Annotated in this window: 16 protein-coding genes and 1 tRNA gene; 14 read left to right on the top strand and 3 right to left on the bottom strand. The window is 69.0% G+C overall.

All coding sequences use genetic code 11. From position 1 onward, the window contains the following. Nucleotides 1–116: 116 nt before the first annotated feature. The 3 genes from ACIPV1_RS06365 to ACIPV1_RS06355 are packed head-to-tail and all read left to right on the top strand — an operon-like array spanning nt 117 to nt 2,019. A complete protein-coding gene (locus tag ACIPV1_RS06365; protein ID WP_123292106.1) occupies nt 117–566 on the top strand; it encodes a MaoC family dehydratase N-terminal domain-containing protein in 450 nt (149 codons plus the stop codon). After that, entirely contained in the window at nt 563–988 is a 426-nt protein-coding gene (locus ACIPV1_RS06360; RefSeq protein WP_123938619.1) for a MaoC/PaaZ C-terminal domain-containing protein, read from the top strand. The genes ACIPV1_RS06365 and ACIPV1_RS06360 overlap by 4 nt, the downstream gene beginning before the upstream one ends. Nucleotides 989–1,002: 14 nt before the next feature. Then, nucleotides 1,003–2,019 (top strand): UDP-N-acetylmuramate dehydrogenase, encoded by a 1,017-nt coding sequence (locus ACIPV1_RS06355; RefSeq protein ID WP_402725974.1) that lies wholly within the window; start codon nt 1,003–1,005, stop codon nt 2,017–2,019. A 91-nt stretch (nt 2,020–2,110) separates the two neighbouring features. Here ACIPV1_RS06355 and ACIPV1_RS06350 read toward each other — a convergent pair whose 3' ends face one another. Further along, a complete protein-coding gene (locus ACIPV1_RS06350) occupies nt 2,111–3,292 on the bottom strand; it encodes a pyridoxal phosphate-dependent aminotransferase (RefSeq protein WP_402726245.1) in 1,182 nt (393 codons plus the stop codon). Nucleotides 3,293–3,472: 180 nt separating this feature from the next. Between ACIPV1_RS06350 and ACIPV1_RS06345 the strand changes: the two genes are divergently transcribed. From ACIPV1_RS06345 to ACIPV1_RS06320, 6 genes are all read left to right on the top strand, one after another. Next, a tRNA-Trp gene (locus ACIPV1_RS06345) sits at nt 3,473–3,545 on the top strand. Between the two features lie 35 nt (nt 3,546–3,580). Next, nucleotides 3,581–3,844 (top strand): preprotein translocase subunit SecE, encoded by a 264-nt coding sequence (secE, locus tag ACIPV1_RS06340; RefSeq protein ID WP_402726244.1) that lies wholly within the window; start codon nt 3,581–3,583, stop codon nt 3,842–3,844. A gap of 119 nt (nt 3,845–3,963) precedes the next feature. After that, nucleotides 3,964–4,977 (top strand): transcription termination/antitermination protein NusG, encoded by a 1,014-nt coding sequence (gene nusG / locus ACIPV1_RS06335; RefSeq protein WP_123938621.1) that lies wholly within the window; start codon nt 3,964–3,966, stop codon nt 4,975–4,977. Between the two features lie 144 nt (nt 4,978–5,121). After that, nucleotides 5,122–5,553, top strand: a complete 432-nt coding sequence (gene rplK, locus ACIPV1_RS06330; RefSeq protein WP_022906459.1) for a 50S ribosomal protein L11 — start codon at nt 5,122–5,124, stop codon at nt 5,551–5,553. A gap of 90 nt (nt 5,554–5,643) precedes the next feature. Continuing rightward, nucleotides 5,644–6,333, top strand: a complete 690-nt coding sequence (rplA, locus tag ACIPV1_RS06325; protein WP_123292110.1) for a 50S ribosomal protein L1 — start codon at nt 5,644–5,646, stop codon at nt 6,331–6,333. An 87-nt stretch (nt 6,334–6,420) separates the two neighbouring features. Then, entirely contained in the window at nt 6,421–7,029 is a 609-nt protein-coding gene (locus ACIPV1_RS06320) for a Pr6Pr family membrane protein (RefSeq protein ID WP_402725973.1), read from the top strand. Between the two features lie 9 nt (nt 7,030–7,038). Here the strand turns inward: ACIPV1_RS06320 and ACIPV1_RS06315 are convergent, their stop codons facing one another. Both ACIPV1_RS06315 and ACIPV1_RS06310 read right to left on the bottom strand, forming a co-directional pair. Beyond that, entirely contained in the window at nt 7,039–7,722 is a 684-nt protein-coding gene (locus ACIPV1_RS06315; protein ID WP_123938623.1) for a YqaJ viral recombinase family protein, read from the bottom strand. 67 nt (nt 7,723–7,789) lie between these two features. Continuing rightward, a complete protein-coding gene (locus ACIPV1_RS06310) occupies nt 7,790–9,001 on the bottom strand; it encodes an ROK family protein (RefSeq protein WP_402725972.1) in 1,212 nt (403 codons plus the stop codon). 144 nt (nt 9,002–9,145) lie between these two features. On the opposite strand from ACIPV1_RS06310, the gene ACIPV1_RS06305 reads away from it, so the two are divergent. The 5 genes from ACIPV1_RS06305 to ACIPV1_RS06285 all read left to right on the top strand — a co-directional run bounded on the left by ACIPV1_RS06305 (nt 9,146) and on the right by ACIPV1_RS06285 (nt 14,482). Next, the gene (locus ACIPV1_RS06305; RefSeq protein ID WP_402725971.1) at nt 9,146–9,892 is read left to right on the top strand and encodes a sugar phosphate isomerase/epimerase family protein; all 747 of its coding nucleotides are present in this window, start codon (nt 9,146–9,148) and stop codon (nt 9,890–9,892) included. Continuing rightward, nucleotides 9,889–11,034: a Gfo/Idh/MocA family protein gene (locus ACIPV1_RS06300; RefSeq protein ID WP_123938624.1), complete on the top strand. Its 1,146-nt coding sequence runs from the start codon at nt 9,889–9,891 to the stop codon at nt 11,032–11,034. Before ACIPV1_RS06305 ends, ACIPV1_RS06300 begins: the two co-directional genes overlap by 4 nt. A gap of 93 nt (nt 11,035–11,127) precedes the next feature. Further along, a complete protein-coding gene (locus ACIPV1_RS06295; RefSeq protein WP_123938625.1) occupies nt 11,128–12,429 on the top strand; it encodes an ABC transporter substrate-binding protein in 1,302 nt (433 codons plus the stop codon). Between the two features lie 225 nt (nt 12,430–12,654). Next, the gene (locus ACIPV1_RS06290; RefSeq protein WP_111084254.1) at nt 12,655–13,650 is read left to right on the top strand and encodes a carbohydrate ABC transporter permease; all 996 of its coding nucleotides are present in this window, start codon (nt 12,655–12,657) and stop codon (nt 13,648–13,650) included. Further along, complete coding sequence (locus ACIPV1_RS06285; RefSeq protein WP_111084253.1) at nt 13,643–14,482, top strand: carbohydrate ABC transporter permease; 840 nt, start codon at nt 13,643–13,645, stop codon at nt 14,480–14,482. Before ACIPV1_RS06290 ends, ACIPV1_RS06285 begins: the two co-directional genes overlap by 8 nt. The last annotated feature ends 62 nt before the right edge of the window (nt 14,483–14,544 follow it).

Raw genomic sequence — 14,544 nt, 5'->3', positions numbered from 1 at the left:
TCCCCTGATCCGGTGTCGCGACCGGACCGCCGATTCCCCCGAACCGGCCCGGCAAGCCTAGCCGATGCATCCTCAGTATCGACAGGCCCCCGGACGGGCGTCGGTAGACTGCCGACGTGTCAGTGAACCCCGAGCTCGTCGGCAGGACGTTCCCGCCGGCCCAGCCCTACCTGGTCGGTCGCGAGAAGGTGCGCGAGTTCTCGCGCGCGGTGTTCGCGACCAACCCCGTCCACCACGAACCCGACGCGGCCCGCGCCGCCGGGTACGCCGACGTCGTCGCCCCGCCGACCTTCGCGGTCGTCGTGCAGGAAGCGACCCTCGCCCAGCTCCTGGCCGAGCCGGACGCCGGCATCGACTTCTCCCGTGTCGTCCACGGCGAGCAGTCCTTCACCTACGACCGGCCCATCGTGGCCGGTGACGAACTCACCGCGACCCTGACCGTCACGAGCGTCAAGACGCTCGGCGGCAACGCGATGGTCACGGCCCAGAGCACGATGAACGACGCCTCGGGGGAGCACGTCGTCACGGCGACGTCCACCCTCGTGGTCCGAGGAGACGACGCATGACCGCCGCACCCGCCACCGCGATCGAGGTCGGCACGGTGGTCGCCGAGCGCGAGGTGCACGTCACCCGCGACTCGCTCGTCCGCTACGCCGGCGCCTCCGGTGACTTCAACCCGATCCACTACCGCGACGACGTCGCCGCCTCGGTCGGTCTGCCCGGCGTCCTCGCGCACGGCATGCTCACGATGGGCATCGCCGTGCAGCCGGTCTCCGAGTGGCTCGGCGACAGCGGCTGGGTCGCGGGCTACGGTGTCCGCTTCACCCGCCCCGTCGTCGTGGACCCGGAGCAGGGCGCGACCATCGGCATCGTCGCCAAGGTCGGCACCGTCGACGACGACGGCCGACCGAAGCGCATCGACCTCACCGTGACCGCCGGCGGGCAGACCGTGCTCGGCAAGGCGCAGGTCACGGTGGCGTTCCGCTGACCGTGCACGAGCCGGTGCTCGCCGACCTCACGACGCTCGGCGTCGGTGGGGCGGCCGCGCGGCTGCTCACGGCCACGACGACCGACGAGCTCGTCGCCCACACCCAGACCGCGTGGGACGACCACGAGTGGCTGGTCCTCGGCGGCGGCAGCAACGTGCTGGTCGCCGACTCCGGATTCGACGGCACCGTCGTCCTGGTCCGCACCACGGGGGTGGACGCCGACACGGACGCCGCCGGCGTCACCGTCCGCGTCGCGGCCGGCGAACCCTGGGACGCGTTCGTCGCCACCACCGTCGCGAACGGCTGGACCGGCCTGGAGGCCCTCAGCGGCATCCCGGGCACCGTCGGCGCCGCCCCCGTGCAGAACATCGGCGCCTACGGGGTCGAGCTCTCCGACGTGCTCACCCGGGTCGAGTTCCTCGATGCGGCCACGGGGGAGCGCACGTGGGTGCCCGCGGCCGAGCTGGCGCTCGGCTACCGCACGTCGACCCTCAAGCACGGACGCCGCGGTGTCGTGCTGACGGTCGAGTTCCGGCTCGGCACGGCGGGGGAGCACGGCGTGCCGGTGCGGTACGCCCAGCTCGCCGGTTCGCTCGGGGTCGACCTCGGTGCCCTCGTGGAACCCACGACGGTCCGCGACGAGGTCCTGCGCCTCCGCGCCTCGAAGGGCATGGTGCTCGACGCCGACGACCGGGACACCTGGAGCGCCGGGTCGTTCTTCACGAACCCGATCGTGTCCGCGGCCTTCGCCGAGACCCTCCCCGCCGACGCGCCACGGTGGCCGGCCGGCGACGACGTCAAGCTCAGCGCCGCCTGGCTCATCGAGCACGCCGGGGTGCACCGTGGCTACGCCGTGCCGGGGTCGCGCGCGGCGATCTCGTCGAAGCACACCCTGGCCCTGACCAACCGTGGCGGCGCGACGGCGGCCCAGGTGGCCGAGCTCGCACGGTACGTGCAGGTCACGGTCCTGAACCGCTTCGGGGTGTCGCTCGTGCCGGAGCCCGTGGTGGTCGGCGACCTGCTCGACTGAGCGCACGAGCACCGGCACGACCCGGCCACGGGCCTCCCGGAACGGCGAACGGGCCACCTCGACGAGGCGGCCCGTTCTGTGATCGGGGGGACTACGCGAAGAACTCCGCCAGGCGGGCCACACCCTCGGCGATGTCGTCGTCGCCGAGCGCGTACGACAGGCGCAGGTAGCCGGACGGACCGAAGGCCTCGCCCGGGACGACCGCGACCTCGGCGTGCTCGAGGATCAGGTCGGCCAGCTCGAGGGTCGTCGTCGGGGTCGCGCCCGCCCACTCGCGACCGAGCAGTGCGGTGACGTCGGGGTAGACGTAGAAGGCGCCCTGTGGGGTCGGCGTGACGAAGCCCGGGATCGCGTTGAGCCCGGCGACGATGGCCTGGCGACGGCGGTCGAAGGCCTCGCGCATGGCCGCCACCGGCTCCTGCGGCCCGGTGAGCGCGGCGATCGCGGCGCGCTGGGACACGTTCGACACGTTCGACGACAGGTGCGACTGCAGGTTCGACGCGGCCTTGACCGCGTCGGCGGGACCGATGAACCAGCCGACGCGCCAGCCGGTCATCGCGTAGGTCTTCGCGACGCCGTTGACCAGGATCGTGGTGTCGGCGAGGGCCGGCACGGCGTCGAGGATGCCGGTGAAGCGGAGTCCGTCGTACACGAGGTCCTGGTAGATCTCGTCGCTGATCACCCAGATGCCGTGCTCGAGTGCCCACTCGCCGATGGCCTTGGTCTGCTCGGCGGTGTAGACGGCGCCCGTCGGGTTCGACGGCGAGCAGAACAGCAGCGCCTTCGTCTTCGGGGTGCGCGCGGCCTCGAGTTGCTCGACGGTGACGAGGTAGCCCTGGTCGCTGCCGGCGAAGACCTCGACCGGCTCGCCACCGGCCAGGCGGATGGCCTCGGGGTAGGTGGTCCAGTACGGGGCGGGGAGCAGGACCTCGTCGCCGGCGTCGACGATCGTCTGGAACGCCTGGTAGACGGCCTGCTTGCCGCCGTTGGTGACGATCACCCGCGACGGGTCGACGGTGATGCCCGACTCGCGTGCGGTCTTCTCGGCGATGGCCTGCTTCAGCTCCGGCAGACCGGTCGCCGGCGTGTACCGGTGGTTCTTCGGGTCCTGTGCGGCCTCGACCGCGGCGACGACCACGTGGTCGGGCGTGGCGAAGTCGGGTTCGCCGGCGGCGAAGGAGATGACGGGTCGGCCCGCGGCCTTCAGGGCCTTGGCCTTCGCGTCGACCTTGAGCGTCGCGGACTCGGCGATCGCCGCGATGCGGGACGCGATGCGCGGCCGATCGGTCGGCGCGGCGGCGGGGGTTGCGGTGGACTCGGGGCCGGGGGCTGCGGTGCTCACGGGTGCCAGCCTATCGGCGCGGCACGCCGTGGAGGGGGCCAAGTGGACACCGTGTGACGGACTCCCGTACACTCGACCACCGGAACACGATCGGTGACGGACGTGCTCTGAAGGGCGGTGGCTCAATTGGTAGAGCAGCGGTCTCCAAAACCGCAGGTTGCAGGTTCGAGTCCTGTCCGCCCTGCAACTCTGGAAGGGTAGAAGTTGGCGAGCAAAGACATGGGGACGACGGCGGACGACGTCGTCGCCAAGGCGAAGCAGGACCGGGCCGAGCGCCGGGGTCCGATCGCTGCCATCGTGCTCTTCATCCGTCAGGTGATCGGCGAACTGCGCAAGGTCGTGACGCCGACCCGCAAGGAGCTCTTCAGCTACACGCTGGTCGTGCTCGTCTTCGTCGTCGTGATGATGATCCTGGTGTCGATCCTCGACTTCGTGTTCGGTCTCGGCGTCGGGTACGTCTTCGGCAACGGGCCCACGGCCTGACCCGGACGTCGACTGCCGAGTGCGGCAGTCCACTGGAGTACGGTCGCCCGAGACGGTGCCGATCGTGACCAGGACCGTCCGCCATCCCGACCCGCACCACCGAACGGAAAGAATCGACTGTGTCTGACTACTCCCGCGACGACATCGACCTCGCGACGGCTGCCGAGCAGTCCTCCGAGGTCGAGGAGAACCAGGAAGGCGACGTCGAGACCGGCGAGGAGCGCTCCGCCGAGTCCGCCGAGGAGCGCGCGATCTCCGTCGAGTCCGAGGACGACGAGTCCCTCGGCATCGACGAGGAGCTGACGGCACTGCAGGAGTCCAAGGACCCCGAGGCCGACGCCGTCGTCGAGGACGCCCTCGCGATCGACTCCGCTGACGAGGCCGAGGCCGCCGTCGAGGCGGTCGAGGACGAGGAAGAGATCGAACTCGAGTCCGAGACCGCCGAAGAGGCGAACGAGACCCTCGCCGCCGACGAAGCGATCGACGCCGAGGACGACGACGCCGAAGAGGCCGAGGTCGACCCGTACGAGGCCTTCAAGGTCGAGCTGCGGATGAAGCCGGGCAAGTGGTACGTCATCCACTCCTACGCGGGCTTCGAGCGCCGCGTGAAGTCGAACATCGAGAACCGCATGGTGTCGATGTCGATGGAGGAGTCGATCTACCAGGTCGAGGTCCCGATGGAGGACGTCGTCGAGATCAAGAACGGGCAGCGCAAGCTGGTCACCCGCGTCCGGATCCCCTCGTACGTGCTCGTCCGCATGGACCTCAACGAGGACTCGTGGTCCGTCGTCCGGCACACCCCCGGTGTCACCGGGTTCGTCGGCAACGCCCACAACCCGACGCCGCTCCGTTTCGACGAGGCGTTCGGCATGCTCAAGTCCCTCGTGCAGGTCGCCGAGGCCGCCCCGACCAAGGGTGGCTCGAAGTCCGGCGGTTCCCTGCAGGCGCAGCCCGCGGCCGAGGTCGACTTCGAGGTCGGCGAGACGATCACCATCAAGGAAGGCTCGTTCGCGGGCCTGCCGGGTTCGATCTCCGAGATCAAGCCGGAGAGCGGCAAGCTCACCGTCCTCGTCTCGCTGTTCGAGCGCGAGACCCCGGTCGAGCTCAGCTTCGACCAGGTCACGAAGCTCTAGTCCAGGTCTCCCCGTTCGGGTAGACTCATCGAGTTTGGGCCCGCACGCCTCGTGCGTGTGGGCCTTCACCGCGGTCCGGAACGGCCGGACCAGCGGGAGAGTGCACGGATCCCCGTGCGTTCGATTCCAGGAGGAAGACAAGTCATGGCACCGAAGAAGAAGGTCACGGGCCTGATCAAGCTGCAGATCAACGCGGGAGCCGCCAACCCGGCCCCGCCGATCGGTCCGGCACTCGGTCAGCACGGCGTCAACATCATGGAGTTCTGCAAGGCGTACAACGCGGCGACCGAGTCGCAGCGTGGCAACGTCGTGCCGGTCGAGATCACCGTCTACGAGGACCGTTCGTTCACGTTCGTCCTCAAGACCCCGCCGGCCGCTGAGCTCATCAAGAAGGCTGCTGGTGTGCAGAAGGGGTCCGCGACCCCGCACACGGTCAAGGTCGCGAAGATCTCGATGGACCAGGTCCGTCAGATCGCCGAGACCAAGCAGGCCGACCTGAACGCCAACGACATCGAGCAGGCCGCGAAGATCATCGCCGGCACCGCACGCTCGATGGGCATCACGGTCGAGGCCTAAGCGCCGATCGGGCTCCGGCCCACACCCAGACACCTTTCCGTGGGAGAGCCGCGCCGGCTCGTCAACCACGTATCTCGCAAGGAGACCACCATGGCGAAGAAGTCCAAGGCCTACGAAGCCGCGGCCGCGAAGATCGAGGCCGACAAGTTCTACACCCCGACCGAGGCAGTCGCCCTGGCCAAGGAGACCGGCTCTGCGAAGACCGACTCCACGGTCGAGGTCGCACTGAAGCTCGGCGTCGACCCGCGCAAGGCGGACCAGATGGTCCGCGGCACGGTCATCCTGCCGCACGGCACGGGCAAGACCGCCCGCGTCATCGTGTTCGCGACGGGTGCAGCGGCCGAGGCCGCGATCGCAGCCGGCGCCGACGAGGTCGGTGGCGACGAGCTCATCGCGAAGGTCGCCGAGGGCTACACGTCCTTCGACTCCGCCGTCGCGACGCCCGAGCTCATGGGCAAGGTCGGTCGTCTCGGCAAGGTGCTCGGCCCGCGTGGCCTCATGCCGAACCCGAAGACAGGCACCGTGACCCCGAACGTGGCGCAGGCCGTCAACGACATCAAGGGCGGCAAGATCGAGTTCCGCGTCGACAAGCACGCCAACGTGCACTTCGTCGTCGGCAAGGCCTCGTTCACCCCGGAGCAGCTCGACGAGAACATCTCGACCGCGCTCGAGGAGATCAACCGCCTCAAGCCGAGCTCCTCGAAGGGCCGTTACGTCATGAAGGGCGCCGTCTCGACGACCTTCGGCCCCGGCATCCCGCTGGACGTCAACAGCATCTGATCTCCTGATCAGTCTCGAAGAGGCCCGCACCGGTTCCGGTGCGGGCCTCTTCGCATGTCGGGCCCGGCGTCCCGGTAGCGTGGTCTCGTGCGCACCCTCGTGAACTCGCTCCGGTTGATCGCCGTCATCGCCGTCGTCGTCGCGATCGTCGCCCAGTGGCTCGTCAGCTCGAAGACGGACGTCTACAACCCGTGGAACTTCTTCGGCTACTTCACGATCCAGTCGAACGTCATCGTCGCCGTGGCCCTGGCGGTGACCCTCGTCGCCTCGGCCCGCCGCAAGCGTGGGGATCTGCGGGTGAGCCTGCTCCGGGGCGCCGGCACGGTCTACATCGCCACGACCGGGATCGTCTACAACACCCTGCTGACGAACGTCGACGTGTCGGCGAGCGTGCAGTGGTCGAACGACGTCCTGCACAAGGTCATCCCCGCGTACGCCGTGCTCGACTGGCTGCTGTTCTCGGACCGGTCGAAGCTGCTCCTCCGCCACGTCTGGTGGTTCCTGATCTACCCGGCGGTGTGGACGATCGTCATCCTGATCCGGGGCGCGACCGACGGCTGGGTGCCGTACCCGTTCCTCGACCCCGCGCAGGGGTACGGGGTCGTGGCGATCTACTGCGTCGGCGTGGGTGTCTCGATCGGGTTGCTCGGCGTCCTCGTCGTGGGGATGAGTCGGCTGCGACTCGTCAAGGTCTGAGCTGACGGGCTACGAACGGAAGTCGCGCAGCTTGTCGAGCACCAGGTCGGCGAGCTGCACGAGCCCTCGGATCTGGTCGTCGTCGCGGTCGACCCAGCGGCACTCGGGCTCGTCGGCGACGGGGACGAAGCCGTCGTGGCGCTCCCAGACGAACAGGGTGCGATCGGCGCCGAGCACGTACTGCTGCCACCAGATCTGCCGCAGGTAGTGCCGGGGGATGCTCCGCCAGCCCTTCGCGGTGGTCTTGATCTCGGCGAGCACCACCCGCGAGCCCTGGACACCGACGCCGTCGGGGGTCGCGAGGTGCGCCCGGTTCGCGGCGGCGTGGAACAGGTGCGCCGAGGGCTGGATGCCGTGCGTGGCCGCGACCCAGGCGGCGATGTGGGGCTCGCGGTCCTTGCCGTGCTCGGTGAACGCGTTGCCGGAGAACCGTGAGCCGTAGCGCTTCTCGGTGACGACGGCCTCGACCGCGTGCAGCGAGGCGAGCCGAGCGACGTCGGTCGCGGTGATGCCCGCGGCGCGGGCGCGGAGCCAGGCGAAGCGGTCCGAGGAGTGCGCGACGATCCGCTCGGTGTGGCCGCGCAGGGCGGTGAACGCGTCGCGCCCGGGGACCGCAGCCGGCGTGGCGGAGGCAGACAGCTCCTCCAGTCCGGGGTCCAGGTCGCCCCACAGGGTGGGCTGCACGATCGTCACCCGTCGATTCTCCCCCCGACCACCGGCAAGACCGAATCCGACGCGCTCACGAGGCGCAGCGCACACGTCAGGAGACCAGCTCACGCCCCTCGGCGTAGGCGACCAGCTCGTCGACCCCGGCGGGGGAGAGCGCGTAGCCGATCGCGAGCGCCGCTGCGCCCTGCAGCGCGGCGAGCGACCCCGCACGCGACTGGGCGATGACGAGGTGTTCGGTGGCGAGCGGCATCGACCGCGAGTAGACGACCTCGCGGACGCCGGCGAGCAGGTGCTCACCAGCCTGCGTGATCGAGCCGCCCAGGACGATCACCGACGGGTTCATGAGCGAGACGCACGTGGCGAGCACCTCGCCGATGTCGCGGCCCGCCTGTCGGACGGCGTAGATGGCGTCGAGGTCGGAGCGGTTCACCAGGTCCAGCACGTCGGCGCCGGTGTGAGCGTCGTGCCCCTTCGCACGCAGAGCACGGGCGATCGCCGGACCGGACGCGACCGCCTCGAGGCACCCGGTGTTGCCGCAGTGGCAGGGGACGTCGCCGGCGCGGGACACCCGCACGTGGCCGATGTCACCGGCGGTGCCCTGGGCACCGCGTTGCAGCTCGCCGTCCGACACGATGCCGGACCCGATGCCGGTGGCGACCTTGACGAACAACAGGTGGTCGACGTCGGGCCAGCCGTGCTCCCGTTCGCCGAGGGCCGCGATGTTCACGTCGTTGTCGAGCAGGACGTGCGCCGCGATGTGCTGGCGGAGCCACGACGGCACGTCGAAGCCGTCCCACCCGGGCATGATCGGCGGGTTCGCCGGGCGTCCGGTCGAGAACTCCACCGGACCGGGCACGCCGATGCCGATGGCGATGACGTCCTGTCGGGCGCGGCCGACCTCGTCGAGCAGCTCGTCGATGGTGGCGACCAGCCACGACAGGGTCTCCACCGGGCCGGCGGCGATGTCGATGCGTGCTTCGCGGGTGGCGAGCGGGGCAGCGACCAGGTCCGTGACGGCGACACGGCCGTGCGAGGCGCCGAGGTCGGCGGCGATCACGAGCCGGGCGCGGGGCCTCAGCGCCACCTGGGCCGGCGGCCGTCCTCCGGTGGAGACGGCGGTGTCGACGGGGCCGACGAGACCGACCTCGATGAGGGAGTCCAGGCGCACGCCGATGGTGGAGCGTGCGAGTCCTGTCAGTGCGGCGAGCTCGGCCCGGGTCCGCGGCACGCCGTCGCGGAGGATCTGGAAGAGCTCGCTCGTCCCGACCGGAGGCGACGCTGCCGTCCGAGTCAAGTCGACCATGGGGGGAGTGAAGCACACATCGAACGCGCCACGCAACGAAGTTCGTCGACCTTCCACGAACTTCTGCTTGACCGCCGACAGAAGTGGTCATAGTGTGACGCTCGGTCAGTGACGACCGCACCATCTCGACGAGGAGAACCCCTGGTGACCCAACCGATCTCGGTTCAGCTCTACACCGTCCGCGACGCCCTCTCGGCCGACCTGCCCGGCACGCTCCAGCGCATCGCCGACATCGGCTACACCAACGTCGAGGCCTTCGGCTTCGTCGACAACGCCGACGAACTCGCCGCCGCGCTGCGCGACACCGGCCTCGCCGCCCCGAGCGGACACGCACGACTGCTGGACGCCGGCGAGCAGGACCTCGAGCGGATCTTCCACGCGAGCGTCACCGTCGGACTCGGCACCCTGATCGACCCGCACATCGACGAGGCCCGCTGGACCACCCGCGAGGACGTCGAGGCCATCGCCCGCGAACTGAGCGCCCTCGCCCCCCGCGCGGCCGACCACGGTCTGGTGCTCGGCTACCACAACCACGCGTTCGAGTTCTCGAACCGCATCGACGGCGTCAGCGCCTACGAGGTCTTCGCCGACGCGCTGTCCGACGACGTCGTGCTCGAGCTCGACACCTACTGGGTCACGGTCGGGGGTGACGACCCGGTGGCGATCATCGGCAAGTACGGCGACAAGATCGAGTTCCTGCACGTCAAGGACGGCGACGGCTCGCACGACGACGACAAGCAGGTCGCCGTGGGCAACGGCATCATGCCGATCCGCGAGATCCTCGCCGCCGCCCCCGACGCACTCCACGTCGTCGAGCTCGACGGCCACGAGGGCGACGTCTTCCAGGCGGTCGCCGACTCCTACACGTTCCTCGAGGGGGCCCGCGCATGACCGACACCACGGCGTCCACCGCTCTCGACAGCAGCACCCGGACCGGCCGCGTCGGCGTCGGCGTCATCGGCGCCGGGGTCATCTCCGACCAGTACCTGTCGAACCTCACCGTCTTCCCCGACGTCGAGGTCCGCTTCATCGCCGACATCGACCTGCCGCGCGCAGCCGCCCAGGCCGAGAAGTGGGGCGTCGCCGGGTCGGGCACCGTCGAGGAGCTCCTGGCCGACGACGACATCGAGATCGTCGTCAACCTCACGATCCCGGCCGCCCACGTCGAGGTCGCCCTGCAGGTCCTCGCCGCCGGCAAGCACGTGTGGGGCGAGAAGCCCTACGCCCTCGACCGCGAGAGCGCGACCGAACTCCGTGACGCCGCACGTGCCGCGGGCAAGACCGTCAGCGTCGCACCCGACACCTTCCTCGGTGCCGGCCTGCAGACCGCGCTCCGCACCATCCGCGACGGCCGCATCGGCAAGCCGCTCAACGGCCTGACGCTCTTCCAGAGCCCCGGCCCGGAGTCCTGGCACCCGAGCCCCGAGTTCCTCTTCGCGTACGGTGCGGGCCCGCTGTTCGACATCGGCCCGTACTACATCACCACCCTGGTGCAGACGTTCGGTCCGGTGAAGAAGGTCACGGCGACGGCGTCGAAGTCCCGCGCCACGCGCACGATCGGCTCCGGCCCGAAGGCGGGCACCGAGTTCCCCGTCGACGTCCCGACGAACCACTCCGCGCTGATCGAGTTCGAGGACGGCGGGAGCGCGCAGAGCGTCTTCTCGTTCGAGTCGGACCGCGGTCGCACGGGCGTCGTCGAGATCGCGGGCGAGACCGGCACCGTCGTGTTCCCGGACCCGAACAACTTCGACGGCGACACCGAGCTGTACGCGCTCGGTGCCGAGGAGCCCGAGACGATCCCCGCGGTCGGCTCCACCTACTCGCGCGGCACCGGCGTGGTCGACCTCGCCCGCTCGCTCCGCGCAGGCGACGAGAACCGGGTCCCCGGTGCCCTCGCCTTCCACGTCCTCGACGTGATGGTCTCCATCGCCGAGGCGGCAGAACGTGGCGAGGCGGTGCTCGTCGAGAGCACCGTGTCGCCCTCCCAGACCCTCCCAGAGGGTTGGGACCCCGCGGAGCAGACCCTGGCCTGACCGGCCCGGATCCGCCCCGCACACCACAGCAGCACCCGAAGATCCATCCCGCACCACCCCTGCACCATCTCAACGACGAGAAAGTAGAGAGTCATGCGCACTGCCATCCGCGCACTGGCCATCACCGCGGCCGCCGCACTCACCGTGACCGGCCTCGCAGCCTGCTCCTCCGGATCGTCCGGTTCCTCCGGCGACTCCAAGACGCTCACCTACTGGGCGTCCAACCAGGGCACGTCGCTCCAGAACGACAAGGAGGTGCTGACCCCCGTCCTCAAGAAGTTCACGAAGGAGACCGGCATCAAGGTCGACCTCCAGGTCATCGGCTGGAACGACCTGCAGACGAAGATCCAGACCGCCGTCACCTCGGGCCAGGGCCCGGACGTCGTCAACATCGGCAACACCTGGGCCACCTCGCTCCAGGCAACCGGTGCGTTCCAGGAGTACGGCGACTCCGAGATGAAGGCGATCGGCGGTGCCGACAAGTTCGGCAAGGTCGCGCTCTCCACCGGTGGCGCCCCCGGCAAGACCGTCACGAGCGTCCCGCTCTACGGCCTCGCGTACGGCCTGTACTACAACAAGTCCATGTTCAAGGACGCCGGCCTCGAGGCGCCGACCACGTGGGAAGACCTCACGGCGGACGCCAAGAAGCTCACGACCGGCGGCAAGTACGGCTTCACCATCGCCGGTGGTTCGTACACCGAGAACTCGCACTTCGCGTTCATCACCTCGGCGCAGAACGGTGGCGAGTGGTTCGACAAGGACGGCAAGCCGACCTTCACCGACAAGGCGAACGTCGACGGCATCAAGCGCTACCTCGACCTGATGCAGTCCGACAAGGTCGTCAACACCTCGAACGCGCAGTACGACAACGGCACGCAGGCCGTCTCGGACTTCGCGAACGGCAAGGCCGCGATGATGCTGACGCAGAACAACGCGAACGCGACGATCACCTCGCAGGGCATGAAGACGGACGAGTTCGGCGTCGTGCCGTTCCCGACCACCGCTGACGGCGCGGACATCGCGTCGTTCCCGGCCGGCATCAACCTGTCGATCTTCAAGAACACGAAGAACAAGGACGGCGCGCTCAAGTTCGTCAAGTACATGACGAGCGCGGACACGCAGACCACGCTCGACAAGCCGTACTCGGCCCTCCCGGTGCTCGCGGCCGCGGCTGACTCGGTCACCGACGAGCAGACGAAGACGTTCCTCGACATCTACAACAACAAGGCCAAGCCCCTCCCGCTGGTCCCCGCCGAGGACCAGTTCGAGTCCACCGTCGGCAAGGCGATGAACGACATGTTCGCCAAGATCGCCACCGGCGGCTCCGTGTCCGACAGCGACATCAAGACCGCGCTGCAGACCGCCCAGGACCAGGTGTCCCAGGCGAACGGCTGATCCAGCCAGGAGGCCCGGGGCGCGTCCGCAAGGACGTCCCCGGGCCTCCACCCCTCGCGTCCACAGCCGGACGCGCCGGGGCAGGTCGTCACCGGCCCCACAGCCCCAGAGCCGGCCATCCGCCGGCAGTGAGCGTCCCGTCTCACGCACGCCGTGCCTCCCGTCCGCTGCCACGGACCGGAGTGCGAAGCACCCGAACCCCCTCCTGCCGAAAGGCCCCCGCCCATGTCCACGACGGTCCTGCCCGATGCGGAGCGCATCGACCTGACGCACACGAAGGGCTCGACGCTGTCGGGCCGTCCGCCAGGTCGCAAGCGCAAGACCAACTGGCTGCCCTACGCGCTCGTCGCGCCGGCCATCCTGTTCGAGCTGCTCATCCACATCGTCCCGATGCTCACCGGCATCTGGATCTCGTTCATCCAGCTCACCAAGTACTTCATCGCCAACTGGGGCGCTGCACCCTTCGCGGGACTGCACAACTACTCGGTCGTCGTCGACTTCGACCAGGCGATCGGCAAGGGCGTCCTGCACTCCTTCCTGATCACCTGCGGCTTCACGGTGCTCGTCGTCGGCCTGTCCTGGACCTTCGGCATGGCCGCCGCGGTCGCACTGCAGAAGCCGTTCAGGGGCCGCGGGCTGTTCCGCACCCTGTTCCTGGTGCCCTACGCGCTGCCGATGTACGCCGGCATCATCACCTGGAAGTTCATGTTCCAGCGTGACTCCGGCGCCGTGAACCACGTCCTGGTCGACCAGTTGCACCTGTTCAACGGCACCGGCCCGTTCTGGCTGATCGGCTCGAACGCCTTCGTCTCCGTCGTCGTCGTCGCGATCTGGAAGACCTGGCCCTTCGCCTTCCTGATGCTGATGGCCGGCCTGCAGTCCGTGCCGAACGACGTGTACGAGGCCGCCTCGGTCGACGGTGCGAAGCCGTTCCGGCAGTGGCGCTCGATCACGCTGCCGATGGTCCGCCCGGTCAACGTGACGCTCGTGCTCGTGATGTTCCTCTGGACCTTCAACGACTTCAACACGCCGTTCGTGCTGTTCGGCTCGACCGCGCAGCCCCCGGCCGCGGACCTGCTGAGCTTCCACATCTACAACGCGTCCTTCATCACCTGGAACTTCGGCTCCGGTGCCGCGATGAGCGTCCTGCTCCTCATCTTCCTGCTCATCGTCACCGGCATCTACCTCGCCGTGACCAACCGGAGGTCCGTCCGTGCGTGAGACATTCGGCGCCAAGTCCTTCAAGGTCGTGACCCTGGTCATCCTGACCCTGTTCACGGTCGTGCCCCTCTACGTGATGATCACCACGGCCATCAAGCCGCTCGGTGACGTGCAGAACGACTTCACGTGGATCCCGACCAACATCACCATCCAGCCGTTCATCGACATGTGGTCGACGGTGCCGCTCGGCAAGTACTTCGTGAACTCGCTCGTGGTCTGCACGGTCGCCACGGTGTTCTCGCTGATCATCGCGACGTTCGCCGCCTACGGTGTCTCGCGCTGGAACTTCAAGGGCAAGAGCACCTTCACCACCGCGGTGCTCTCCACCCAGATGTTCCCCGGCGTGCTGTTCCTGCTCCCGCTGTTCCTCATCTTCACGAACCTCGGGAACTCGCTCGGCATCCAGCTCGTCGGCAGCTGGACCGGCCTGATCATCACGTACCTGACGTTCACGCTCCCGTTCTCGATCTGGATGCTCGCCGGCTACTTCGAGACGATCCCGCGTGAGCTCGACGAGGCCGCGATGGTCGACGGTTCCGGCCCGATGGGTGCCCTGTTCCGGGTCATCCTGCCCTCGGCCCGTCCGGGTCTGGTGGCGGTCGGCATCTACTCGTTCATGACGGCCTGGGGCGAGGTGCTCTTCGCCTCGGTCATGACCAACGGCGACGGGCAGACCCTGGCGGTCGGTCTGCAGCAGTACTCCACGCAGACGAACGTGTACTGGAACCAGATCATGGCCGCGTCCCTGGTCGTGTCCATCCCCGTGGTGATCGCGTTCCTCATCGTGCAGCGTCAGTTCGTGGCCGGCTTGACCGCCGGTGCGGTGAAGTAGGCAGCTGGCTCGACCCCAGCTCCAGCTCCAGCTCCGCGAAAGCGACAGATTCCCGGCGAACA

The organism is Curtobacterium sp. NPDC089991, from assembly GCF_044748425.1.
Lineage (GTDB): Bacteria > Actinomycetota > Actinomycetes > Actinomycetales > Microbacteriaceae > Curtobacterium.
The sequence above is the reverse complement of the archived record's forward strand: the minus strand, read 5'-3'. Positions and strand labels throughout refer to the sequence as shown.